General features: G+C 54.6%; 24 protein-coding genes. 15 read left to right on the top strand and 9 right to left on the bottom strand.

Going from position 1 to position 23,397, the window contains the following annotated elements; genetic code table 11:
- Positions 1–16: 16 nt before the first annotated feature.
- Complete coding sequence (citX, locus tag KE531_06065; GenBank protein MBR9953189.1) at positions 17–1,420, bottom strand: citrate lyase holo-[acyl-carrier protein] synthase; 1,404 nt, start codon at positions 1,418–1,420, stop codon at positions 17–19.
- The gene (citC, locus tag KE531_06060) at positions 1,417–2,442 is read right to left on the bottom strand and encodes a [citrate (pro-3S)-lyase] ligase (GenBank protein ID MBR9953188.1); all 1,026 of its coding nucleotides are present in this window, start codon (positions 2,440–2,442) and stop codon (positions 1,417–1,419) included. Before citC ends, citX begins: the two co-directional genes overlap by 4 nt.
- 194 nt (positions 2,443–2,636) lie before the next feature.
- Here citC and KE531_06055 point away from each other — a divergent pair, with 194 nt between their 5' ends.
- From KE531_06055 to citF, 6 genes are all read left to right on the top strand, one after another.
- Positions 2,637–3,551, top strand: coding sequence for a LysR family transcriptional regulator (locus tag KE531_06055; protein ID MBR9953187.1), 915 nt, complete (start codon positions 2,637–2,639; stop codon positions 3,549–3,551).
- Positions 3,552–3,773: 222 nt separating this feature from the next.
- On the top strand, positions 3,774–5,156 hold the full coding sequence (locus KE531_06050) for a TRAP transporter large permease subunit (protein ID MBR9953186.1): 1,383 nt from the start codon (positions 3,774–3,776) through the stop codon (positions 5,154–5,156).
- 15 nt (positions 5,157–5,171) lie between these two features.
- Positions 5,172–5,405, top strand: coding sequence for a hypothetical protein (locus tag KE531_06045; protein MBR9953185.1), 234 nt, complete (start codon positions 5,172–5,174; stop codon positions 5,403–5,405).
- A gap of 61 nt (positions 5,406–5,466) precedes the next feature.
- Positions 5,467–5,790, top strand: coding sequence for a citrate lyase acyl carrier protein (citD, locus tag KE531_06040; GenBank protein ID MBR9953184.1), 324 nt, complete (start codon positions 5,467–5,469; stop codon positions 5,788–5,790).
- Positions 5,766–6,671, top strand: a complete 906-nt coding sequence (locus tag KE531_06035; GenBank protein MBR9953183.1) for an HpcH/HpaI aldolase/citrate lyase family protein — start codon at positions 5,766–5,768, stop codon at positions 6,669–6,671. The genes citD and KE531_06035 overlap by 25 nt, the downstream gene beginning before the upstream one ends.
- A gap of 1 nt (position 6,672) precedes the next feature.
- On the top strand, positions 6,673–8,229 hold the full coding sequence (citF, locus tag KE531_06030) for a citrate lyase subunit alpha (protein MBR9953182.1): 1,557 nt from the start codon (positions 6,673–6,675) through the stop codon (positions 8,227–8,229).
- Between the two features lie 59 nt (positions 8,230–8,288).
- Here the strand turns inward: citF and KE531_06025 are convergent, their stop codons facing one another.
- From KE531_06025 to KE531_06000, 6 genes are all read right to left on the bottom strand, one after another.
- The gene (locus KE531_06025) at positions 8,289–9,062 is read right to left on the bottom strand and encodes a helix-turn-helix transcriptional regulator (GenBank protein ID MBR9953181.1); all 774 of its coding nucleotides are present in this window, start codon (positions 9,060–9,062) and stop codon (positions 8,289–8,291) included.
- A 115-nt stretch (positions 9,063–9,177) separates the two neighbouring features.
- Positions 9,178–10,308: an acyl-CoA reductase gene (locus KE531_06020; protein MBR9953180.1), complete on the bottom strand. Its 1,131-nt coding sequence runs from the start codon at positions 10,306–10,308 to the stop codon at positions 9,178–9,180.
- Positions 10,292–11,410, bottom strand: a complete 1,119-nt coding sequence (locus KE531_06015; protein MBR9953179.1) for an acyl-protein synthetase — start codon at positions 11,408–11,410, stop codon at positions 10,292–10,294. The genes KE531_06020 and KE531_06015 overlap by 17 nt, the downstream gene beginning before the upstream one ends.
- Before the next feature lie 74 nt (positions 11,411–11,484).
- Positions 11,485–12,276 (bottom strand): YwaF family protein, encoded by a 792-nt coding sequence (locus KE531_06010; protein ID MBR9953178.1) that lies wholly within the window; start codon positions 12,274–12,276, stop codon positions 11,485–11,487.
- Positions 12,277–12,930, bottom strand: a complete 654-nt coding sequence (locus tag KE531_06005) for an SdpI family protein (protein MBR9953177.1) — start codon at positions 12,928–12,930, stop codon at positions 12,277–12,279.
- 13 nt (positions 12,931–12,943) lie between these two features.
- Positions 12,944–13,204, bottom strand: coding sequence for a winged helix-turn-helix transcriptional regulator (locus tag KE531_06000; GenBank protein ID MBR9953176.1), 261 nt, complete (start codon positions 13,202–13,204; stop codon positions 12,944–12,946).
- A 426-nt stretch (positions 13,205–13,630) separates the two neighbouring features.
- Here KE531_06000 and KE531_05995 point away from each other — a divergent pair, with 426 nt between their 5' ends.
- The 9 genes from KE531_05995 to prfA all read left to right on the top strand — a co-directional run bounded on the left by KE531_05995 (position 13,631) and on the right by prfA (position 21,789).
- Positions 13,631–14,695, top strand: a complete 1,065-nt coding sequence (locus tag KE531_05995) for an acyltransferase family protein (GenBank protein ID MBR9953175.1) — start codon at positions 13,631–13,633, stop codon at positions 14,693–14,695.
- Positions 14,696–14,711: 16 nt separating this feature from the next.
- Positions 14,712–15,581, top strand: coding sequence for a LysR family transcriptional regulator (locus KE531_05990; protein MBR9953174.1), 870 nt, complete (start codon positions 14,712–14,714; stop codon positions 15,579–15,581).
- Positions 15,578–16,414: a tetratricopeptide repeat protein gene (locus KE531_05985; protein MBR9953173.1), complete on the top strand. Its 837-nt coding sequence runs from the start codon at positions 15,578–15,580 to the stop codon at positions 16,412–16,414. Before KE531_05990 ends, KE531_05985 begins: the two co-directional genes overlap by 4 nt.
- On the top strand, positions 16,411–17,331 hold the full coding sequence (locus KE531_05980; protein MBR9953172.1) for a DUF4037 domain-containing protein: 921 nt from the start codon (positions 16,411–16,413) through the stop codon (positions 17,329–17,331). The genes KE531_05985 and KE531_05980 overlap by 4 nt, the downstream gene beginning before the upstream one ends.
- Positions 17,332–17,431: 100 nt before the next feature.
- On the top strand, positions 17,432–18,424 hold the full coding sequence (locus KE531_05975) for a Fic family protein (GenBank protein MBR9953171.1): 993 nt from the start codon (positions 17,432–17,434) through the stop codon (positions 18,422–18,424).
- A gap of 139 nt (positions 18,425–18,563) precedes the next feature.
- Positions 18,564–18,773 carry a 50S ribosomal protein L31 gene (gene rpmE, locus KE531_05970; protein ID MBR9953170.1) on the top strand — a complete coding sequence of 70 codons (210 nt, stop codon included), beginning with the start codon at positions 18,564–18,566 and terminating at the stop codon, positions 18,771–18,773.
- An 88-nt stretch (positions 18,774–18,861) separates the two neighbouring features.
- Positions 18,862–19,839: a DUF1385 domain-containing protein gene (locus KE531_05965; GenBank protein ID MBR9953169.1), complete on the top strand. Its 978-nt coding sequence runs from the start codon at positions 18,862–18,864 to the stop codon at positions 19,837–19,839.
- Positions 19,836–20,696, top strand: coding sequence for a peptide chain release factor N(5)-glutamine methyltransferase (gene prmC / locus KE531_05960; GenBank protein ID MBR9953168.1), 861 nt, complete (start codon positions 19,836–19,838; stop codon positions 20,694–20,696). The genes KE531_05965 and prmC overlap by 4 nt, the downstream gene beginning before the upstream one ends.
- 16 nt (positions 20,697–20,712) lie before the next feature.
- Positions 20,713–21,789 carry a peptide chain release factor 1 gene (gene prfA, locus KE531_05955; protein MBR9953167.1) on the top strand — a complete coding sequence of 359 codons (1,077 nt, stop codon included), beginning with the start codon at positions 20,713–20,715 and terminating at the stop codon, positions 21,787–21,789.
- 134 nt (positions 21,790–21,923) lie between these two features.
- Here prfA and KE531_05950 read toward each other — a convergent pair whose 3' ends face one another.
- Complete coding sequence (locus KE531_05950) at positions 21,924–23,303, bottom strand: MATE family efflux transporter (GenBank protein MBR9953166.1); 1,380 nt, start codon at positions 23,301–23,303, stop codon at positions 21,924–21,926.
- Positions 23,304–23,397: the final 94 nt, after the last annotated feature.

Here is a 23,397-nt window from a genome sequence, read left to right as displayed (position 1 = left end):
TTAAATCACCGTTTCCTTAAAGGATTTCTGACACTAACCCCGCGTCCTCCAAAAACAAAAGGAGCAAACTCACAGCCAAAAGATCGGCGCATCCGCCCGGGCTTAAGTTCCGGCGGATGTAGTCCTGATCCAACTGTTCCATCGTTTCCTTAAAATCTGACAAAGAAATTTCAGAAAGAAGCCTTCGGGCTTCTTTTTTTGCGTCCATGGCAGCGGAAAGGCCGCCGCGGTGGATCATGTTGGTGTCGTCCACCTCTGCGATCAGGGTTAAAAGCGAAAGGACAGCCGCATCGTTTAATGGCCAGCCGGAAGAAAGGTGCGCCTTCAGGGCTGGAAGGCCGATTTTTCTTGCCGATGGAAAGCCGGCGGCCGCTTCGCCGCGGGCGCCGGGGATTTTGTATGCAGTATAACAGGCCTCTCCGGCGGTGGCACATTTGCCGGTTCCTTCAAAATCCTTCAGGGAACATGTCCCCAGGCGCCGGCAGAGGTCGAAGACTTCCGCGGCATCCGCCGGGAGACCGGTGCCGGCCAAAAGATTTCCGGCACAGACTTTTCCAAGTGCACCGCAGAGAAGGGCAAAGGAAAAAATAAGCCCCTTGTGGGTGTTGACGCCGCCGGTGGCAGAGAACATGGCTGCCTCAGCCTTCTGCCCCGCGAGGCGAAGTCTGGAAAATAAGGCCTCCGTCTGCTCGTCCCCGTGATCCCAGCCGATACAGAAAAAGTCCCGGAACCAGGGAATCAGGGCGGCGCTGCTGTCGAGAAACGTGAAAAAGTCCATGTCCTTATGGGAGCCGGAATTGTTCCGGTCGACGAGGCCCGGCTTCGGCGTCGAGGAAACCTCGTAGAGCAGGGCGCGCACAGCGCAGGCCGCCGTCTTGTCAGCGGAGAGGCCGCGGAAATAGTCGTTTAAAATCTGGGCAGTCCGCCAGAGAACCAGTTCCATGGAATGAGCCTGGCTCCTGGCGCAGACCTTGGCGTTTTCGCCGCAGACAAGGCAGGTGCGGGGCGGGAGCCCTAACTCCGTCCGGGAAAGCGGCCGACCGTCGCCAGCCAGCACGTCGATGTCGAAAAGGCGTCCCAGAGGATGACTTTCCTCCAGCCCGGACATGGCCTTTTTTACGGCCTGCGGCTCAGAACCAAGCAGGAAAAACGCCTCGTTTCCCGTTTTTTTCCGGGACTCCTCAAACGTCAGGACGGATGTTTCCGGAATGAGCGCCCGGATTTCCGAAAGTCCCGTTTCAAAGGCAGCTTCCGCCAACGGAAACTGTTTGATGGCGCCGGGAATGTTCATGGAAAAGCTGATGAGGCAGCTTCCGCCTGCTTTTAAAAGCTCTTTCTGCCGGTCAGCCCGAAGGCTTCTGGCGTCTAAAATTTCTTCCAGCGAGGCGGGCTCGCCGTTTATGACGGATGCTGGCTTCATGATTTTCCCCCGTATTCTTCTTTTAAGTAGTTGGCCGTACAAGGCGGCACCAGAGCCAGAAGCTCGTCGGTGACGCCGGATTCTTTCAGGAGCTTTCGTACACGGGAGGCGCTGATGATGGTCTCCTCGCCGTGAAAGCCAGCCGTGACGCGGGCGATTTTATGAAAGGCGATGCCGTGGCGCGGCAAAATCTCCGCCATGGCGATGTTGTACCGGTTCGTCACGGGATCCAGAGGTTCTTCGCCGGCGAACCGCTTGGCGATGGAGAAAATCGGCGCAATCTTCGAGGCAAATAACGTGATGTCCAGTTCGCTCTGGATTTTTGCCGCGTCTTCACCTTCTTTTAAAAAGTAGGTGGGGAAGGTGGCGGCAGAAATCATGTAAGGGCCGGACGGATGCACTTTTACATTGGGAAGATGGGCCGTCCCTTCTTTTACGAGCCGCATGCGGACGTCAAAGGGGAACTGGGATCGGTTTTCCTCCACGACGAAGATATGAAGCAGCTCCACGCGGGCGGCGGCGTAGGTGATGAGCGCCAGATGCCCCTTCGTAAACGGGTTGCAGTTCATGACGATGCAGCCGACGTTTGCGGACGAACGGTCCGAGGCGGCAAAGCGGGAGTAGAACCGCTCCAGCCCGTCCTTCCTGTTTTCTAACATGATGACGTCCTCTGTTTCGGCGAGCGGATAAAAGCCGCAGGCCGTGAACATGTCCCTGTTTTTCGGGCGCGTGATGACGAAAAGATCATAAAAACCGGCCTGAAAACGGTTTTCTACGAGCCTGGATATGAGGCTTCCGAGGGCGTTCTGCCCCCTCAAAGACTCATCCACGGCAAAGCATTTTAAAAGCGTACCGGCGCAGCAGCCGCAGCCGGCCAGCGTTTCGTCGGAAGAAAAGACACCGAAGGCGGCCTCGATGTCGTCTTCAAAGGCGAGGTGATGTTTTTTCAGGAACTCTTCCAGCATGTGCCTGTCCGGCGCAAAGGAGAGGGATATTTCATGTATGGTAAATTCTTCGGTCATAATCTGCACCTCCAGTCGTTTCGTTTCTTCTATTTTAGTATAGCTGCGGGGATATTTCCAGATATAATATGCAAAAAAGATGACGGGCATATGAAAAAACTATGAGGACAAACGGACATGAGTTTGTTAATATGTAAACAAACAAAAATTGTACATGCTATAACAAGAATATGTCAGGGGGAATCAGAACAATTATGACGCTTCGAGATATGGAATATATACTTGTGATTGCAGAGGAAAAGAGCATAACGAAGGCGGCTTCCAGGCTTTTCGTGGCGCAGCCGGCCCTGAGCCAGTGTGTGCACAAAGTAGAGCGGGAGCTTGGGATGCCGGTCTTTTTAAGGAATACAAACGGCGTTACGCTGACGGCGGAGGGGCAGTGCTTTACGGAATTCGCAGAGCGGACGCTGCGGGAACAGAAGGAATTTGAAAAACGGGTGCAGGATTTAAGACATGCGGAGCGGGGGACGATCCATCTGGGGCTCACGGGAACGCAGGCCAGGTACGTGCTGCCGTATTTTCTGCCGCGGTTTAAGGAACTGTACCCCCATATCGAGATTGTACTGGTGGAGGCCAGCAGCGACGAGACGGAAAACAAGCTGGTGAAGGGGGAAATCGACGTGGGCATTCTCCATCCGCCGATCATCCATGAAAGCCTGGATTTTTTTGAAATCAGCTATGATGAAATGGTCATCATCCCAAGAAGCAACAGCCGTTTCCAACCCTTTATCTACTTTAAGGAAGACGAGACGGCGCCTTACCTGGATATTGAATTTTTAAAGAATGAGCCGCTTCTTCTCACAAAAAGCTGGCAGCGGAGCCGCATGGTCTGCGAGCAGATTTTTCAAAAGGCCGGGCTCACGCCCCATATTAAGCAGACATCGAAGAATATCAGCACCCTGGGCGCGCTGGCGCAGGTGGACTACGGGACGACTATCATGCCGTCCAAGCAGGTGCCGGCTGAGTTAAGCCGACGGGGCATCTATAAAATTGATCCGCTTTATCATGTCCCATATTCCTTTTTCGCAGCCGTGTTAAAGGATACGTACGTTTCCATGGCGACGCGAAAACTTTTAGAGCTTCTTGAGGAGTTAAAAGGGACGTTTTAGGGCAGGCCGTTCCTCCGGTTTTCTTATGGCGGCGACATGGTTTTCCTATTTAACAGACCGGAAATTTTCGTTTATTCTGTATCCAGAAGCAGCCGGAAATGGCGAAGCTTCCATACGCGCGTAGAAGTCGGGAACCGGCTGGCGCCGCATCCGTGCCGGAGGGAGAACTATCCGGCGGAGAGCAGGCGGCAGACGGAAAAGAAAAAGACTGGGGGAATGAACATGAATTTTATTGGCATCGGAGTGATCTCGCTCCTCATCTATATCGCCTCGATCCTGGTTATCAACATGGGACTCAAGCGGAAGATGGCGGAGGCGATGATGTGGTCTTTCCTTCTGATTCTTGCCATCGGCGGGATATTCGGAGGAAAGGATGTGGTGTCCCTGGCAAAGTCGGGCATCACATCGGCGGCCAAGCAGGAGGTCGTATATGCCTCCATGGCCTTCGTTTTTATGGCCTATATGATGGATAAGACCGGCGTCATCGGCCGTCTTGTGGAAATTTTAAACAGTGTTTTAGGCCGCCTTCCCGGCGGTTCCGGCTATGTATCCACCATCGCCAGCGCGCTGTTCGGCATGGTGTCCGGTTCCGGTTCGGGAAACGCGTCGGCCGTCGGCTCCATCACGATCCCGTGGATGAAGCAGAGCGGCTGGAGCACCGAGCGGGCCACGACTATTGTGGCAGGAAATGCAGGACTCGGCATGATTTTCCCGCCGTCGTCGTCCATGCTTTTGCTTCTCGGAATGGAGGCCATCGCGGCCGAGCTTACCAGCAATGAGCTGTATGTGGGGCTCATGGGCGCCGGCATGCTTGTTCTGGCGTACCGCCTTTTCGTCGTATTTCTCTATGCGAAAAAGGACGGACTCAAGGCATCTGCTTCGGGGAACGAATCCTTTGGGGCGGCATTTAAGAAAAATGCGTCGTCTCTGATTATTTTCCTTGGAATCATCATCCCGCTGCTGTTTCAGATGGGCCCCACGGGAAATGCCGTCAAGGCCAGATTGAATGCGAGTCTGGACGGTTCCTTCGGCTCTATCTCCCTCGTGATGTGGATTCCGATTCTCATGACCTTCTTTACGATTGTTGAGGGCTGGAAGTATCTGCCCCATGATTTCAAGGGCTGGAAGGACATGATTAAGACCTCAGCACCGAAATACAGCGAGGTCGGCTGCCTGCTGTTCTTTGCCTTTGCGGCGGCCAGCGTCCTGACAAAGCTGGGGCTTCAGGACGAGTTTACGGCGATTTTCGAGTCCCTGGGCAGCTATTCTTCTGTCCTTGTGGTGCTTTTGATTGCACTGATTACGACGCTCATGGTTGGCCCGTTCACGGGAACCGCTTCTACGACGGCCCTCGGCGCGCTGTCCTATGCGGCACTCCGTTCCATTGGCCTGGCTCCGGTGGCCTGCTGTGTGGCGTTTCTGTTCCTTGTTTCCAACGAGGGCTGTATCCCGCCGAACTCGGCTCCGATTTACATCGCCAGCGGTATTTCCGGCTTAAACGAACCGTCGAGAATTTTTAAAAACCTGATCTTCCATTATGCGCTTCCTGTGGTGCTTTTGGCGATTCTCATCATGCTTGGGATTATCCCGATCATAGGCGCATAGAAAGGAGAGGCGACGATGAAAAAGACCATTTACAATATCTGCATGGCAGTTTTCCAGATTACGCTTCCGCTGTTCCTTCTGATGGGGACGGTGCTGGTGTTTGCACAGCTCATTGGGGCGCTTATGGGAAACGGGGCTATCGTCATGGGAATCGACGATGCGTTAAAAACGTATTCCGTCTGGGCAGCCAGCGTCTGCGCGTTTTCCGGCTTTATCATGAGCTATACGAGAGAGAAAAAGAAAAAATAGAGGGAAACCGAATGCCGTGGGCCCCGTTTTGGGGCCCGAACGGCTGAAAGGAGGTTTTGTCATGGAAATCAAGAAACCGGCCGTCGCCGGAACCCTGGAATCCAGCGACTGCCAGATCGTTATCCGGCCCAACCCCGGCGCCGGGATTGACATCGGGCTGGAAAGCGATGTGAAGATGATGTTTGGCGAGTCCATCCTGGAAACCATAAACGAAGTTTTAAAGGAATTTGACGTCACGGACGCCTCCGTGGAAATCCGCGACCGGGGCGCCTTAGACTGCGTGATCCGCTCCCGGATGCAGTGCGTCATCTGCCGCGGGGCGGAAGAACCTTACGACTGGGCAAAGGAGGACGGGAAATCATGGCAGAAAAAACCATCCATTTAAAGCGCACCAGCCTCTACGCCAGCGGGGCCAGCCCCGTGAACATGATCCAGGCGGTGTTCTATAACGAAGACGTCCTGATTTACGACCTGGAGGACTCGGTTCCGGCCGTCGAAAAGGACGCGGCCCGCTTCCTCGTCTACAACATGGTGAAAAACCACAGGCCCAAAGACAAATACGTGGCAATCCGCGTCAACGGCATTTACTCGGAATATCTGGAAGAAGACCTTCAGGCCGCCGTCCGCGCAAACCCCGACTGCATCCGTATCCCCAAGGTGGAGTACGCGAGGGAAGCGCAGGACATCTCAAGACGGATCGGGGAAATCGAGGAAAAGGCCGGCCTGCCGGTGGGGAAGATTGAGCTAATCTGCAACATCGAGTCCTACATGGGCGTCATCAACGCCATGGAAATCGCCCATGCCGACCCGCGGATCGTCGCCATGGCTGTGAGCGCCGAAGACCTGACGGCCAGCTTAAAGGCCCAGCGGACGAAACAGGGGTTAGAGGTGTTCTATGCAAGGAACGCGGTGCTGATGGCCTGCCGTTCCGCCGGCATCGACGCCCTGGATATTGTATTCAGCGACATCAACGACACCGACGGCTTAAAGGAAGACACAGCCCTGGCAAAGAACCTGGGCTTTGACGGGAAGACCTGCATCCACCCGAGGCAGATCGACACGGTCAATGCCTATTTCACGCCCAGCATGAAGGAGATCAAATACGCGCTCCGCGTGCTGGCGGCCGTGGAAGAGGGAAAGAAACAGCACAAAGGCGCCGTGACCTTAGACGGCGGCATGATCGACAAGCCCATGGAGCTGCGGGCGCTGACGACCTTAGCCCAGGCGAAGGCCGCCGGGATCAGGACGGAAGGGATGGTGGTCTAGGATGAAGAATGCAGTGGGACGTGAAATCCCGGAAAAGATCGGGGATTACATCGTAAGGCCGTACACAGGCGCCTACACGGGGAATCCCGGGACAGAGCCGGTAAAGAGCCTGCGGACGGCAGGAAAGCATGTATCCGGGGACTGCAAGATGGCAGAGAGCATCGAGGAGGCCATTAGAGCCTGCGGCTTAAAGGACGACATGACGATCTCCTTCCACCACAGCTTCCGGGAGGGAGACGAGATCATCGGCCAGGTACTAAAAGCCATCAAGAACCTTGGAATTAAGCACCTAAAGTTTGCCCCGAGCGCCGTGGTAAATATCAAGAATCCCTCGATTGCGGATTTCGTAAAAGACGGCACCATCGACCGCATCGAGGCCAGCGGGATCCGCGGGGAGCTGGGCGACGCGGTATTAGAAGGCCTGATGGAAAACCCGGTCATCTTAAGAACCCATGGCTCCCGCCCCCGCGCCATCGAGGCCGGGGAATTACAGATTGACGTGGCCTTCATCGGCGCGTCGGCGGCCGATGAGTACGGGAACGCCACGGGACAGATCGGGCCAAACGCCTGCGGTTCCCTGGGCTATTCCTTCATCGACGCCACGAGCGCCGGAAAAGTCGTCGTCATCACCGATAACCTGGTGGAATACCCCTGTAACCCCGTGAGCATTTCCCAGCAGTACGTGGACTATGTGGTAAAGGTTGACCGCATCGGCGACCCGGAAAAGATCGGGAAAGGCGCGGCCAGGATGACGAAAAACCCGAGGGATTTGATGATTGCCGAGCGGGCGGCCGACGTGATGGCGGCGTCCCGCATGTTTAAGGAAAACTTCTCCTTCCAGACCGGGGCCGGAGCCATCAGCATCGCCTGCACCAACTACCTGGCGGAGCGGATGGAAGCGAGAGGCATTAAGGCAAGCTTTGCCCTTGGCGGCATGACGGCAGCCATCGTGGACATGTATAAGAAAGGGCTGGTGCGGGTACTGGAATGCAGCCAGTGCTTTGACGCGGTGGCGGCGAGGGCCATTGCCGAGGAGCCGGGGATCGTGGAAATCGACAATGCGGTGTACTCGAACCCGTTTTCCAAGGGAGCGATGCTTGATAAGCTGACTTTCGGTGTGCTGGCGGCGCTTGAGGTGGACACGGACTTTCATGTGAACATCTTAACCGGCTCCAGCGGGGAGATGATGGGAGGCCTTGGAGGCGGCCCGGATGTGGCGGCCGGGGCGGATATATCCATTGTGTGCCTGCCGGTGGTGAGAGGGCGGACGCCGTCGATCACGAAGCGGGTGTTCACCTGCTGTACGCCGGGAGAGACGGTGGCGGCGGTGGTGACAGAGGCGGGAATCGCCCTGAACCCGAAGCATAAGTATTATGAGGAACTAAAGGAAGACCTGGAGCAGGCGAATTTAAAGCTTGTAACCATCGAATATCTCCAGGAGTTAGCGGAGTCCTTGACGGGAGTGCCGAAGCCCATCGAGACGACGGACCGGGTGGTGTGCATTGTGGAATACCGGGACGGATCGGTGATTGATGTGATCCGGGAGATTAAGAAATAGAAAACAGACCGGGCCTTGTCCTCCGACAAGGCCCGATCTGTTTTCGTACCAAACACCATTTATTCCCATTCCCTCACCTTCCTTTTCACCCTAAAAACCAACCTTTTCGTATATTCTTCATTTTCAACCAACAGCTCATACGCCTCCATCATTCCCGCACAGTAACAAAATCCGAAAAGCCCTGCCGCAAGCCCCAAAAACACAAACCCATGATATTTAGACCACGCAAAAACGCCTCCCGCGGTAAGGGAAACCGTGATAATCCCCAAAATGAACAGAACCGTACACGGAATGAAAAATGCGTGCCAGGTTTTCTTTCTGGCACAGAGTTCATCTGACAGAGCTTTCAGATACCCCTGATCAAAGCCCAGCGGTTCTTCTCTTAAAATCTTATATTCCTTCCGTTCCAAAACCGCACCGGTGACAAAGGCGGCAATTCCCGCCGCGAAACATCCCGCCATGCCCCAAAACCTCCATGCCATGCCTTCGGAAAACAAGACGAAAGGGATTCCCGAAAGTGCCCAGAACATAAACCCGATGCCAATGCAAAGATTTACCGTTTTCTGATTTTCCAGGTATCCCTGGGCCATTTCCCTGCTCACATAGTACCGATGCCCGTCCGTATTTTCCGAGGCCGCTTCCTCCCGAAGAAGAAAGTCAGCAGACACATCAAAAATGCTGGCGAGCAAAAGCAGCTTTTCCGTTTCGGGATAGCCTTGATGGTTCTCCCACTTGCTGACTGCCTGTCTTGTGGTGCCGAGCTGCTCGGCCAGGGTTTCCTGGGAAAGCCCTCTTTCTTTTCTCAGCTTGAACAGTTTTTCTCCGAATGTCATAGCTTCGCCTCCCTGATTTGGTAGGTTTATTTTAGTCCATTGGCCTGCCATTTTCCAGCGCTTCCGGAATGCAGTTTGTCAACTGGAGGTTGCGGCGGTGTTATTTTCCGTTTCGTCATGGAACCATATCTCCTTCCACAATCTTACAATACCTTCTAAGCGCATACTCCCCGTCATGCACACCGCCGATTCCCTCTATGCCCGAAAGCTCTCCGGCACCGCAGACCCGCGTCACGCCGGAGCGGATCAGCAGGTAAGAAAGCTCATCCCGTTCTGCATCATTGCAGATCAGGCATGCCGTCTGGAGCGCTCCTGCCATGCCGCGCAGAACCCGAACCATCTCTGTTCGCGGAAGAAGCCGCACGGGAAAGAGACTGTCTGCATCCCTGTGACCGACGGCTCCGGAAAGCTGATCGGAATACGCCCAGAGCGTCCGCCCGGCCGTCCCCCGGAGCGAGCCGCACTCCCAAACGCTTTCCAAAATCGTCCCGAACCGTTTTTTAAAGGCCAGAAGGTCGTCCCTGTTCTCGGAATCCAGGAAAAGAAGCTGGCAGGAATTGCAGTAACGTCCCTCGGTTTCAGCCAGATGGCGCGCCAGCCGGAACAAATCCATGGTTTTTGAAGCGCCATCCATGGAAATGTAGGCGAAGCTGACCTTAGGTCCCCATTCGATGAGTTTCCGGTCAGGCGGAAGGAGATTTCGAACAGCACGGACGGCATCGTTCCCGCCCCAGACCACGGCCGCGTCCGCCAGCCCGGCGAGCCGCCTAAGCTTTTCCTGCTTATCGGAGGGAATATGGAACACATGGACATAGGGAGAAAGTTTTGGCTCCTCGTTGACAAGCTGGCGTAAAAGGAACCTGGAAATAAGAAAATCCCCGGAGGCCGGCTTTAGGAGATTGATGTTTCCCGTCAAAAGTCCCTCAATGACGCTGTAAGCGCCAAGCCCGGCCATGTTCCCGGCGCCCACATGGAAGAGAACGCCAAGGGGAAACACGGTGCGCCCGTACTGCCAGTCTCCAAGTTCCCGATTTACCCGCTCCATGAGCCGATCTTCGGAGAACATCGCGGCAGCCTGGCGCAAACCGCCGTCCGGCACGGAGATTCCTTCAGGAAGGCGAAGCTCCCCGGACAGGATTTTTTCCGAAACCCGCCCGCAGGCCGCCGCCGTAAGCTCCGGCCTTAGAAGCGGCTTTTCCAGTGTCCGTATGATTTCAGATTTCAGATCTTCAAGGCTTCGTCCCATATCCAAGTCCTCCCTGTAAAAGTATGGCGGCATCGGCCGCGCATGTCTTTTCCGTTCCCGCCTCGGCCCGCCCCAAAAGCGTAAAATAAGGGGCCGAAATCCCGCAGCCGCATTCCTTTCCCTCATGCATCACAGCCAGGTCGCCGGTCAGGATACTCGTTAAGGGCATTCCCTTTGCCAATGGGGAAATCAGGTTTAAAAGCCCCGGCTTTCCGTAAGGCAGGGGCTTTAAGGTGTTCACATCCAGGACGGCCGCCCGGCTGTACACGGGAACATGGAAATGCCCGTTTTTGCAGGCACAGTAGAGGGATGAATGCTCGGCCGCACCGAAAAATTCCCTGTACTGATCCGGCGGGATTCCGAGCCTGTCCTGAATTAGCTCCAGAAGCTGCTCCCGCTTCGGCGCGTCGCCGTGAAAGCCCTTCCAGCCGCCGCCGAGAAGAACCATGGAGCCGCCGGGGAGCGCAAAGCGCAGTCCATGTTTTTTCAAATACAATAGGAAGAAATACGTATAGAAAGGAAACCCGATGATCCGCACAGGGAGACGGAGAGCCATGGCGAACCGCAGTGCCCTCAAAAGCCCGTCCCGGTTGATGAGAGGCCGTCCATGGCCGCCGGCCTTTAACGCATATACCCGCCGGACGGGCGGCGCAAAGAACGAAGTAACCGTCTGCGTCTTTGCGATCATGACAGGATCGTTCGGCCGCGGCGCAAAGCTCATCATCAGGCAGACAGCCGGCCGCGGCGAGAGGATTTTGTGATATTTTACGATGGCATGGGTCATTCTTGCCCCGCGCACCGCATCGGAAAAGCAGAAGCCGAGATTCGTCTTTTTCCCGCCGGTTCCCGAGGAGGTAACGCGAAATGGGAGCTTTTGCGGCTTAAGTGTCCAGAGGGGATGTTCTTTTAAGAAAGCGGCGGGAATCGGAACCGGCTCCGATCCCATAGAAAACCGCATGGAAATCCTGCGGTAGGCCGCATTGTGCCTGAAATGGAATTCCGTATTTTCCTGGACAGCCCTTTGGAACAGGCGTTCCGACCCTGCGGCATCGTAGAGTTCTCCGCGCCAGGAAAACAGCCGTCTTGTGTAGGACTTGTTCATGCGCTTCACCTGCCGTTTCTTTTCCCTTTTCTTAAGTATAGCAACTGGAAAAACGGGGGTAAAGGAAAATAGTCTTACGATTTTTGGTACGATTTAAAAATGCGGGCAGAAAGCATACCCATGATGCAGTGGACGAGAAAGGCGCCGGCCGCCATGGCGGCGATGTAGAGAAGAATTCCGGGAAAAATCCCCAATTCCATGGAGATTTTGTGGAAAACCGGCTGGGAAGACGGGTGAAACGGGGATATGTAGAACATATCGGCGCCGGAAGATGGGCCGGCGGCCGTGTTGACGGCAAGCGCGGCGATGCAGCAGAGGAAAAAGATCGGGAGCGTTTCGGCATAACCCCGCAGGGAATGGCTGGAAAGCCCGGACATACCGCAGTAAAGCCCAAGGAAAATTAAGAGAAAGTGCCAGAGAAAGCCATGGAGCGTCATGGTCCAGTAAGGATGCATGAGCCCGGCCGGCACGGCTAAGGCCATGATGCCGCCGAGAAGGCCGAAATCCTGAATGAATGTGGAAAAAACAGCAGAATATTTTCCGCTTTGTGGATAAAGCAGGCAGAGGTACATGGGAATGCTGCAAAGCTGGAACGGAAAGTACCACCAGTTGAAATGGCCGTCAAATTCGATAAAGAAAAGGAAGGCCTGCTTGTAAAGCTCAAGGAAGAGGAGAAAAAGGCCGCAGGAAAACAGGACGGCCTTCGGGGCCGCCCCGCGTTTTTTTGCCAGCCGCCGCGCCGCCAGCACAGCCAGGGGAATCCCGGCGGCGCAGAGCGCCAGATGAAAAGCAGAATATGGCTTCGGTGTTTCCATCTCCCATGCCGTTAGGGAGAGGACGTCTTTCAGAACAGAAATTACCTTCATTTACGGATTCTCCCTCCCGCGCCGCCACCAGACATAGGACATCACATACGGCACAATAACGATGGCTGCCACTGATAAAATTCCGGCCGTAAACACAAGCTTTTTATCAGAAATGAAGAATGCCCCAAACAGCCACAAAAGGCCGGAAAAAAACGTGATTTTCCCGCCGAGCCGGTGGGTCTTCCGCCAGTTTTCCTCGTCAGCCAGCGCCCATGGCGTCTTGATGCCGGAGGAAAAATTCGGCTTGAACTTCGGCAGGATGTTGCCGGTCACAAGCAGGGTGAGTCCGGCCATGACACAGGCAAACTGGGACATGTCAAAGGAGCCGGGGCGGAGGCACTGGATTACCATGGCGGCGATGCATGCGAACATGAAAAAATTCATGAATACGCAGAAAATATTATATTCTTTTATAAATTTCATGTAATTCTGATATTTAGGATCGATTTTCGGCACGACCTCAAACAGGAGATTGAACAGGACGGCCATGCCGCCGAAAAACCACACATAGGCTTTGGGATTGTATTCATCGGGGCCGTCTATGCCCCAGTGGGTCGGGATTTGTTCCGGCAGAAACGGGTAAGACGCCGCCAGGAACAGAAAAGTAAGAACCGTAATGGCGATACAGCAGATTCTTCTTGTTTTTACGCTCATAAGGACGCCTCCTTCAGTTTTTCAGCTCCATCATCCACTGGATGATGTCGTCAATGACAGACGTGTTCAGGGAATATTGGATGTATTTTCCCTTTTTTTCTTCATCAATCAGGCCCGCCTGCTTTAAAAGGTTCAGATGATGGGAGACGGTGGCCCCGGTCATCGGAAAGCACTCGGCGATCTCTCCGGCGTACATGGGCTTTTTCTTGAGAAGGTTCAAAATTTCCCGCCGCGTCGGGTCGGACAGGGCCTTAAACGTATCGGCAAACGCCATGAAATCACCTCACCTTTTGCGGAAATGGCAATATTTAGATAAATTTCTAAATGATTAAGTTAAGCTTATCACTCCGGGAAACGAATGTCAAGAGGCGGAAAAAACTGGCAGCTCTCCCAAACCTTTCACCTTCACTGGAAATGGCGGGGGATTTATGGTAGAATGTTCACAACGTGAACATTCTACCTGCGCATACCGGTTTCTGCGCCCGCCGCAGAAAGCCGGGCGCTAAATTCCGCCGGAGGCCCCATGGCCGCGGAGCGGACGTGGTAGAATGTTCACAACGTGAACATTCTACCTGCGCATGCCGGTTTCCGCGTCTACCGCGGAAAGCCGGGCGCTAAATTCCGCCGGAGGCTACCATGGCCGCGGAGCGGACATGGCAGAATAATTGCAAGAATTTTAACGCATGGAGCAGGCCGGCATATGAGAGAAGAAAACTTCCGAAACAAAATTTCCTGGATGATGTTCCTGTTCAGCCTTTTTGTGATCTGGGTTCATGCCTACAACATTGAGCTGTTTTCCGCCGGGCAGGCGGGGGCGCTCTGGGAGACGGCAGACAGAATCGAAACCATCGTCTCGGTGGCCGTGGGGCAGACGGCTGTGCCGGGCTTCTTTCTGCTGTCCTCTTATCTGTTCTTTCGGACATACCGGCCGGAAAAGCTTCTGAAAAAATGGAAGGAACGGGTTCACAGCGTCCTCATCCCATACATCGCCTGGAATTCCATCTACTACTTTGGCTACGCGGCGGCTTCCAGACTTCCGTCCATCCATGCCATCGTCGGAAAACCGCCGGTTCCCCTGGGGTTTTCGGAATATCTGGACGCCATCCTTCATTACAGCTACGCACCGGTATTCTGGTATCTGTACCAGCTTATCATCCTGATTATTTTGTCGCCGGTCATCTATCTGCTGGTAAAAAATAAGCTCGCCGGCCTTTTCTGGCTCGCCTTTTTGGCCGCCGCCGTTCACTTCCACTGGGACACACAGCACCCCAACACGGATGCACTGTTTTACTATTCCGCGGCGGCATGGGCGGCAGTGCATGGAAAAGCCGCGGTGGAAGCGGCATGGAACAGGAGGCGGGCGCTTTTTGGGGGCGTGGGCTTTCTCATTGCAGCGGCCTGCTTTGCCATGATGAGAAAGCCGGGGGCAGACGTTTTGTGGACGGTGCTTTACCGGTTTTTCGTGCCGGTGTCATTGTGGCTTCTGCTTCCGGAAAAGCGGCTTTTTGCGGCGCGTCCCTGGATGAAATTAAGCCTGTATCTCTATGCCGTGCATTACATCATCGTCCGGTTTGTGAATAAAGGCGCCGGCATGGTCTTTGCCCGGATGTTCGGGCAGGAGACGGTGCGCTGCGCGGCGGCCCTCGGCATTTACTTCCTGCTTCCGGGGGTTGTGCTTTTGGCGGCCTATGTATCGGCGCTTATCCTTGGGAAATATTTCCCGCGGCTCTGGCGGCTGCTTTCCGGCGGCAGGAGTATTCAATGAGGAATGGGAGAAAAATATGCTGGAAGAATTAAAAACCTTTGCCGCCGTCGTGCGGTATAAAAACTTTACCCGCGCCGGGGAGGCCGTCGGCCTGTCGCAGCCGGGCGTCAGCGCCCATATTCACCGGCTGGAAAATTATTTCGGCGTCTGCCTCGTCGAAAGGAGCGCAAAGCGGCTCCAGATCACGGACGCAGGCATGCGGGTGTACCGGAGTGCCCAGGAAATCTTAAAAATCCTCGATGAGACGGCCAGGGAAATCCGCGGCGGCACGGGCCAGGTTTCGGGAAAGCTCCATATCGGCGGGACGCTCACCATCGGCGAGTGCGTGCTTCCTGGGCTGATGGGGAAGTTTAGAGAGACGTACCCCGGCGTGCAGTTAGAGCTTACGGTGGAGAATACCATGGAGATCCGCCGCATGGTGCGGGAAGAACAGGTGGAGCTTGGCTTCGTGGAGGGCATCCACCAGAGCGATGAATTTGAAGAGGGCTATTTCATGGAAGATTCGCTGGTGCTTTTGACCTCGGCGAGCCATCCGCTGGCGGACACCGAGTTCATCGAGCCGGACATGCTGACGGAGGAGGACTGGATCGCCAGGGAAGAAGGCTCGGGAACCAGGGAATATCTGGATCTCTATCTGACCTCCAACCGGATTACGCCGAGGACGCTGACAGTGCTCGGCAGCAACTATGCCGTCAAGGAGGCAATCCGCAACGACATGGGGATTACCATTGCGTCGTCGCTTTTGGCCGGCGCGGGGGACGGGATCCGCATGCACCGGTTCGCCAGGGAATACGTGCGGCCGTTTTACTACATTGCAAACAGGAACAGGAATTTAAGCCAGGCGGCGCGGCTGTTCCTTCAGATGATAGAAGGGAAGGTTTCATGATACTGGAAAAAGAAGACTGGAAGGAAGGCGCATGCCCGGCGGAGAGCCAGGGAAAGAAAAGCGGCAGCCATGGGCATGAGCCGCTTCAAAACACCTCCATCCATGGGATTATCGAGGAATTTGACCGCCTTCTGGCGCGGGATGATAAGGACGCGGCGGCCGCGTATCTGGAAACATGGCTTTCGCGGTTTGAAGATACGGGCGACTGGGCCGGGCAGATTACTATTTTAAACGAAATGATGGGCTTTTACCGGAACACCGGCGAGAAGGAGAAGGGGCTTTCGGCCGTGAAAAAGGGACTTTCCCTGGCTGGAGAGCACCGGCTTTCCGAGACAGTCAGCGGCGGGACGACGTATCTCAACGCGGCGACGACCCTCAAGGCCTTTGGCCGGGCGGCGGAGGCCATGCCTTATTATGAGCAGGCATTCCGCGCCTACGGAAAGAACCTCGACGCCGGGGATTACCGGTTTGGCGGCCTGTTCAACAACATGGCGTTAGCGTATGAGGATCTGGGGGATTTTGCGAAGGCCGAGGCGTATTACGGAAAAGCCATGGATATCATGGAAGGGCTTAAGCCTGGAAGTATTCTGGAAATTGCCGTGACATGGATGAACCTGGCCTGTCTTTATGAAAAGTGGGGGCGCGAAGAAGAAATCGAAGGCTGCCTTCTTTTAGCGGCCGAGGGCTTCCATTCGCCGGAGGTGCCCCATGACAGCTACTATGCCTTTAACTGCCGGAAATGCGCCATGACCTTCGACCATTTCGGATATTTCCGGATGAAACAGGAGCTTCTTTCGGAGGCGGAACGGATTTACGGAGAGGGTGCGCGATGAGAGGTCTTGAACTTTCGGAAAAGTTTTATGAGGAATACGGCCGCGGAATGATCGAGGGACAGTTTCCCGAATATGCCGGCGTCATCGCAGCCGGCGTGGCAGGAGAGGGTTCCGACTGTTTCGGGTACGACGATGAAATCTCCAGGGATCATGATTTCGAGGCGGGATTCTGCCTTTGGATTCCCGACGCGCTTGAACGGGAGCTGGAATTTAAGCTGTCCCGGGCTTACGGGAAGCTTCCTGAGGAATTCCTTGGGGTCAGGCGGGCGAAGCAGAGCCTTTGGGGAAGAAACCGCCGCGGCGTCATGCTGACTGGGGAGTTTTACAGCCGGTTCACCGGGCGGCCCGGTCTCCCGGAAAGCCTCATGGAGTGGCTTGGGACACCGGAGTACAGCCTGGCCTGCGCCGTAAACGGCCGGGTGTTCCGGGATGATTCAGGCGAGTTTACGGCCATCCGAAAGGAACTTTTAAAGGGGTATCCCGAGGATGTGCGCTTAAAGAAAATCGCCGCCCGGGCCGCAATGATGGCCCAGTCCGGCCAGTATAATTTTGAACGGTGCAGGCGGCGCGGGGAAATGGGCGCGGCGGCCATGGCGCTGTTTGAATTCGTGCAGCATGGGCTTTCTATGATTTTCCTGCTGAATAAAAAATACATGCCCTACTATAAATGGGCCTTCCGGGCGGGAAAAGAGCTTTCCCTTCTTTCGGAGCATGTCTGCGCCATGGAGCGGCTGGTTTCGGAGCCCTGGACGGCTTCTTTAGAGGCCATCGAAGCGGTCTGCGCCGGAATCATTGGAGAGCTGCGCCGCCAGGGGATTACGGATGGGAACTGGGATTACCTGGAGCCCCATGCCTATGAGGTGATGGAGCGGATTCGGGATGGGGAATTGCGGAATCTGCATGTGATGGAAGGGTGATGGAAAACGTATGGATGGACATTGAATTTTTTCTGTGCCTTCTGTATAATCAAGGAAGAAAATGCGTAAGATAATACGCAAGAATATGGAGGTGCCTTTTATGGAAGCGTACAGGCCGCCTTTTACAATAACGAATGAAATGCTGTCATCTGTATCGTCAATTTCCGAAAAAATTGGCCGCATGACAGCCTTTGATAACCTGGAAGCAAGGCCGCACCTCAGAAAGAATAACAGAATCAAATCCATCCATTCTTCCTTAAAAATCGAAGCCAACTCCCTCTCTTTGGGACAGGTTCGTGATGTAATAAACGGGAAAGCAGTTTTGGGAGAGCAGAGAGAAATACAGGAAGTGAAGAATGCCTATGCCGCTTATGAGCGGATTTCGGAAATCGACCCATACAGTATCCGGTGTCTGAAGCAGTTTCATGGAATTATGACGAAGTACCTGGTGGAGGAGTCCGGGGAATTCCGCCGGGGGGAAGAAGGCGTCTTTAACGGCGGGCAGTGCATCTTTATGGCGCCGCCGGCGCGGTTGGTTCCTCGGCTTATGGAAGAACTGTTTGGATGGATGAAGGAGGCGCGAAATGAGGTGCATCCCTTGATTCTTGGCAGTGTTTTTCACTATGAATTTGGGTTCATCCACCCGTTTTCCGTCGGCAACGGGAGAATGGCGAGATTGTGGCATACGGCGCTTTTGTCCAAATGGAAGCCTGTTTTTGAGTATGTTCCCATCGAAAGCCAGATTGAGAAATTCCAAAGTGAATATTATGAAGCGATTGCCAGGTGCCATGCAGCCGGAGAATCCACGGCTTTTATTGCGTTTATGCTGGAACAGATTGACAGGATCCTGGGCGATATTTCTGTTCAGATCAGCGAAGAAAATGAACAGCTTTCCGAATACGTGAAAAAGCTGCTTGCCGTCATGGAATACGAAATCCCCTATACGAGCAGGGCGCTGATGGAAAAGCTCGGGCTGAAATCCAGAGAGGGCTTCCGCAGAAATTACCTTCATCCTGCGGTGGAACTGAACCTTGTCAGGATGACGATACCTGATAAACCGAACAGCAGGAATCAGAGATATATAAAAGGATGATGTCCCGCTTTCCCCGCAAAAAACCTCTTGCAATACCCACTATTCTATGCTATACTGATTAAGCTGTTCTAAAAAGGACAGGAATTGATGATGTAACGTGACTGTCGGTCATGTGCCATAATAAGAAGAGGTGAAAAACATGAAAGAGGGAATCCACCCAAATTACTATCAGGCCAAGGTCGTTTGCAACTGCGGTAATGAATTTGTAACTGGTTCTACTAAGAAGGACATTCACGTAGAAATCTGTTCCAAATGCCATTCATTCTATACCGGTCAGCAGAAGGCTGCTTCCGCTCGCGGACGTATCGAAATGTTCAACCGTAAGTATGGTATGAAAACAGACAAATAAGGTTTGATTAAGCAAGGTTGAGCTTTTGGAGCATTCTGAAAACTCAGCCTTTTTTCGTTTCAGGAAACAAAATGCAGGAGGACAAAAATTGAAATATTCCGGCATCGGAGGACAGGCAGTAATTGAAGGTATCATGATGAAAAACCAGGATAACTATGCGACGGCCGTCAGGCGGCCCGACGGTTCCATCGAGGTGAAAAAAGATACCTATGTGAGCATGACGGAAAAGGTGAAATTCTTCGCGCTTCCGTTCGTGCGCGGCGTGTTCAGCTTTGCGGACTCCATGATCCTGGGAATGCGGTCGCTGACCTGGTCGGCCAGCTTTTTTGAGGATGACGAGGACGAGGAGCCGGGAAAGCTGGAAAAATTTCTGACTGACCGCTTCGGCGAAAAGCTGGAAGCGGCGCTTATGACGGCCGTCATGGTCTTTTCCATCCTGATGGCGATTGTCATTTTCATGGTGCTGCCCCTTGTGATTGCGAACTTTTTCCGGCGGTTCATCGCGTCGGAGACGGTTATGGCGGTCTTGGAGGGACTGATCCGCATCATGATTTTTATCGGCTACATCAAGCTCATATCGGGCATGGAGGACATCCGCAGGACGTTCATGTACCACGGCTCCGAGCATAAATGCATCAACTGCCTGGAAAACGGGCTGGTGTTAAACGTGGAGAATGTGAGGAACAGCTCCAAGGAGCACAAGCGCTGCGGAACCAGCTTCCTTTTGTTCGTCATGGTAATCAGCATCCTGTTTTTCATGGTGGTTCGCGTGGACACGGTATGGCTTCGGATTATAAGCAGGATTATCCTGATTCCTGTCATCGCCGGCGTCTCCTACGAGGTGCTTCGCCTGGCAGGCCGCAGCAATTCCAAAATCATGAACATCGTAAGCCGCCCGGGCATGTGGATGCAGGGGCTTACGACGAAGGAACCGGACGATTCCATGATCGAGGTGGCCATCGCCGCCGTGGAGGAGGTTTTCGACTGGAAATCCTATCTGGAGGAAAATTTCCCGGAAAAATATCCGGCGGGGTATTTTGAATCGGAAAAGAGGCAGGCCGTATGACATGGGCCATGCTTTTAAATGCCGGAAGAGAGCGGCTTTCTAAGGCAGGTGTCCCGGACGCTGAGCTGGATGCGTGGTATCTGTTTGAACATGCCTTCGGCATCAGCCGGGCCGCGTATTTCCTTCAGGCGGCCAAAGAGGCGGACGCGGGGAGCGAGGCCCTCGCCGCCTATGAGGACATGCTAAAAAAACGGGAATCCCGGATTCCGCTCCAGCATATTCTGGGGAGCCAGGAATTCATGGGGCTTTCGTTTCTCGTAAACCGGCATGTGCTGGTGCCCAGGCAGGACACGGAAACGCTTGTGGAGACGATTCTTTCGGAACAGAAGGGGAAGAACATAAACATTCTCGACATGTGCACCGGCTCTGGCTGCATCGCCGTAAGCCTTGCGGCGCTTGGCGGCTATGAGCATGTGGAGGCGGCCGATATCTCCGAAGAGGCGCTTCTTGTGGCAGAGGAAAATGCCAGGCGGCTTTTTCCGGCAGGGCATATCCGGTTCCGGAAGAGCGATCTGTTTTCCGCTTTTGGGAGGGACGAGCAGTTTGATGTGATTGCATCGAACCCGCCCTATATCCCGACGGAGGTGATTGCAGGGCTGGAGCCGGAGGTACGCGAGTTTGAGCCGAAGAATGCCCTGGATGGCGATTGGGACGGGCTTTCCTTTTACCGCAGTCTGGCGGCAGAAAGTCCCCGTCATTTAACGGCCGGCGGGCGTATATATATGGAAATCGGTTGGGATCAGGGCGAGGCCGTCTGCGGGCTCCTTTCTTCCCAGGGATTTACGGATATCAGAGTGATAAAGGATTTGGCAGGGAAGGACCGCGTGGTCTGCGGGGTGCGTCCTGCCGGGATGTGAGGACAGGAGGTTTCACATGTTTGACCGTTTGGAGGATCTGGTAAAGCATTACGAGGAGTTAATGCTGGAATTAAACAACCCCTCCGTGACAGAAGATCAGAGGCGGTTTAGAAAGCTCATGAAGGAGCAGGCGGATCTGGCGCCGCTTGTGGAGACGTACGGAGAGTATAAGAAGGCAAAGCAGGACGTGGAGGACAGCCTGGCACTTCTCGAGGAAGAGAGCGACGAGGAGATGCGGGAGCTTGCCAAGGAAGAGCTTTCCGAGGGAAAAAAGAGGATTGAGGAGCTGGAGGAAAAGTTAAAAATCCTGCTGCTTCCGAAGGATCCTAATGATGATAAGAATGTTATTGTGGAGATTCGTGCAGGCGCCGGCGGCGACGAGGCCGCCCTGTTTGCATCGGAGCTTTACCGCATGTATGTGCGCTATTCCGAGCGCCAGAGATGGAGAGTGGAGTTAATCAACGTCAGCGAGAGCGGCATCGGCGGTATGAAGGAAGTGGAATTCATGATTACCGGCCAGGGCGCCTACTCCAAGCTGAAATATGAGAGCGGCGTCCACCGCGTTCAGCGTGTGCCGGAAACCGAGTCCGGCGGCCGTATCCACACGTCCACAGCCACAGTGGCGATCATGCCGGAGGCCGAGGAGGTCGACGTGGTTATCGACGATAAGGACGTCCGCATCGACGTCATGCGCGCGTCGGGAAACGGCGGCCAGTGCGTCAACACGACGGACTCGGCAGTGCGTCTGACCCACATCCCGACGGGCATCGTGATTTACAGCCAGACAGAGAAGTCCCAGCTTCAGAATAAGGAAAAGGCGTTCCGCCTTCTGCGCTCCAAGCTCTATGACATGGAGATGGAGAAGCGCCAGAACGAGGAAGCCGAGGCCAGACGGAGCCAGATCGGAACCGGCGACAGGTCGGAGAAGATCCGCACCTACAACTTCCCCCAGGGCCGTGTCACCGAGCATCGGATCAAGCTGACGCTCTATAAGATTGATTCCGTCATGGACGGGGATTTGGATGAGTTAATCGACAGCCTGATTGCGGCAGACCAGGCGGCGAAGCTGGCAAAAATGAACGAAGAAATGTAAAAGAAGAGAGGCGTCAAAAGCGCGGGAAAACGAATCCCGGCGGCTTTTGGCGCCTGTATTTTTCTTTCACGGGAACACGCGTCCGGTGAGACGAGAGCGCTCCGCGCAGAGGCCTTGCCACGCACCTTTGCCCATCACGATTCTGCCGCCCGCGCCGTCTGCCGCGGCCTTATGGCCCTGTCTGCCGGCTTCTTTTTCTCATGTGCCAGATAAAGCCCGATGATAGCCAGCATGACGACCGTCGAAAACGGAGAGACGAGGCCGTAAAAAGCCAGGCTTTCCACACCGGTGCCGGCCATGAAAAACAGGAGCGGCACGCGGATGCAGAGGGCGCCGAAGCAGCAGTTTGCCATGGTAAATAAGGTCTTTTCGCATCCGTTTAAATACCCGTTCATGCAGAATAGAAAGGCGACGGCCAGATAGTCCAGGCTGCACGCCCGAAAAAACGGGATGCCGGCTGCAATGACCGCGGGATCGTCGGAGAAAATGCGGATCATGGACTGGGGTGAAAGCTGCGCCCAGGAAAAAAACAGGACGGAACAGAGGACGGCCGCCGACATGCCGTATTTTAAAAACTTTTTCGCCCGCTCCGGCTTCCCGGCCGCCATGTTCTGAGCCGTTAATGCCGCAAGGGCGCTGGAGACGGAGGTGGCCGGCAGCATGGCGAACACGTCGTACTTGCTGGCGATTCCGACAGCCGAAGCCGCCAGGACGCCGAAGCCGTTGATGATGGCGGTCAGATAGAGAAAGGAAAACCGCACCATGCATTCCTGGAAGGACACCGGAATCCCCAGGGAGAGAAGCTCCTTTAACAGCCGTCTGTCGACCCGTAGATTTTTTAGGGAAAAGCGGAACAGGAAGTTCTGGCGGTTGAGGCAGATGACGGCGCTTATCATGCTGACGGCCTGGGAGGCGATGGTGGCGATGGCCGTGCCGGAAACGCCCATGCCGAGGACGCCGACGGTGAAAAAATCCCCGGCGATGTTGCAGACGCAGGCCACGGCGACGAACCGAAGCGGGTTTAAGGAATCGCCGCAGCCCCGCAAAACGGCGCTGAGAGCGTTGTATTCACAGATAAAAAATGTCCCAAGGCAGCAGATGAAAACATACTGGCGCGCCTCTTCGAAGGAGCTTTCCGGTACCTTTAAGAGACTCAGGATGCCGTCGACGCTGAGGCATAAAACGGCCGTCAGAAAAAAGGAAAACAGGCCGAAGGCCGTGATTGTGGTTCCGATGGCGCGGGAGGCCTCCTCGTGCATGTTCCGGCCCATGTATTTTGCCACCAGGATGGTGCCGCCGAGGGTGAGGCCGGAGAGCAGGCTGGTGATGATCTGCGTGACCTGCGTGCCGGTGGAAACGGCTGCAATGCCGGACGGTGAACAGAAGCGGCCCACCACCATCAGATCGACGGCCCCGTAAAGGGCCTGGAGCAGGTTTGCCAAAAGAAACGGGACGGAAAAGGAAAGCAGTACGCGGTAAATGTTTCCTTCCGTCAGGGAATGTGTATTTTTCATTGATTTCCTCTCCTTTCCATGGTAGTATAATAATTCAATAAAGCGGAGAAATCTGTAACCTGGACTACACTTCGGAATAAATGGGGGATGAAAA

The sequence above is a fragment of the Eubacteriaceae bacterium Marseille-Q4139 genome (assembly GCA_018223415.1).
Classification (GTDB): Bacteria; Bacillota; Clostridia; order Lachnospirales; family Lachnospiraceae; genus CABSIM01.
The sequence above is the reverse complement of the archived record's forward strand: the minus strand, read 5'-3'. Positions and strand labels throughout refer to the sequence as shown.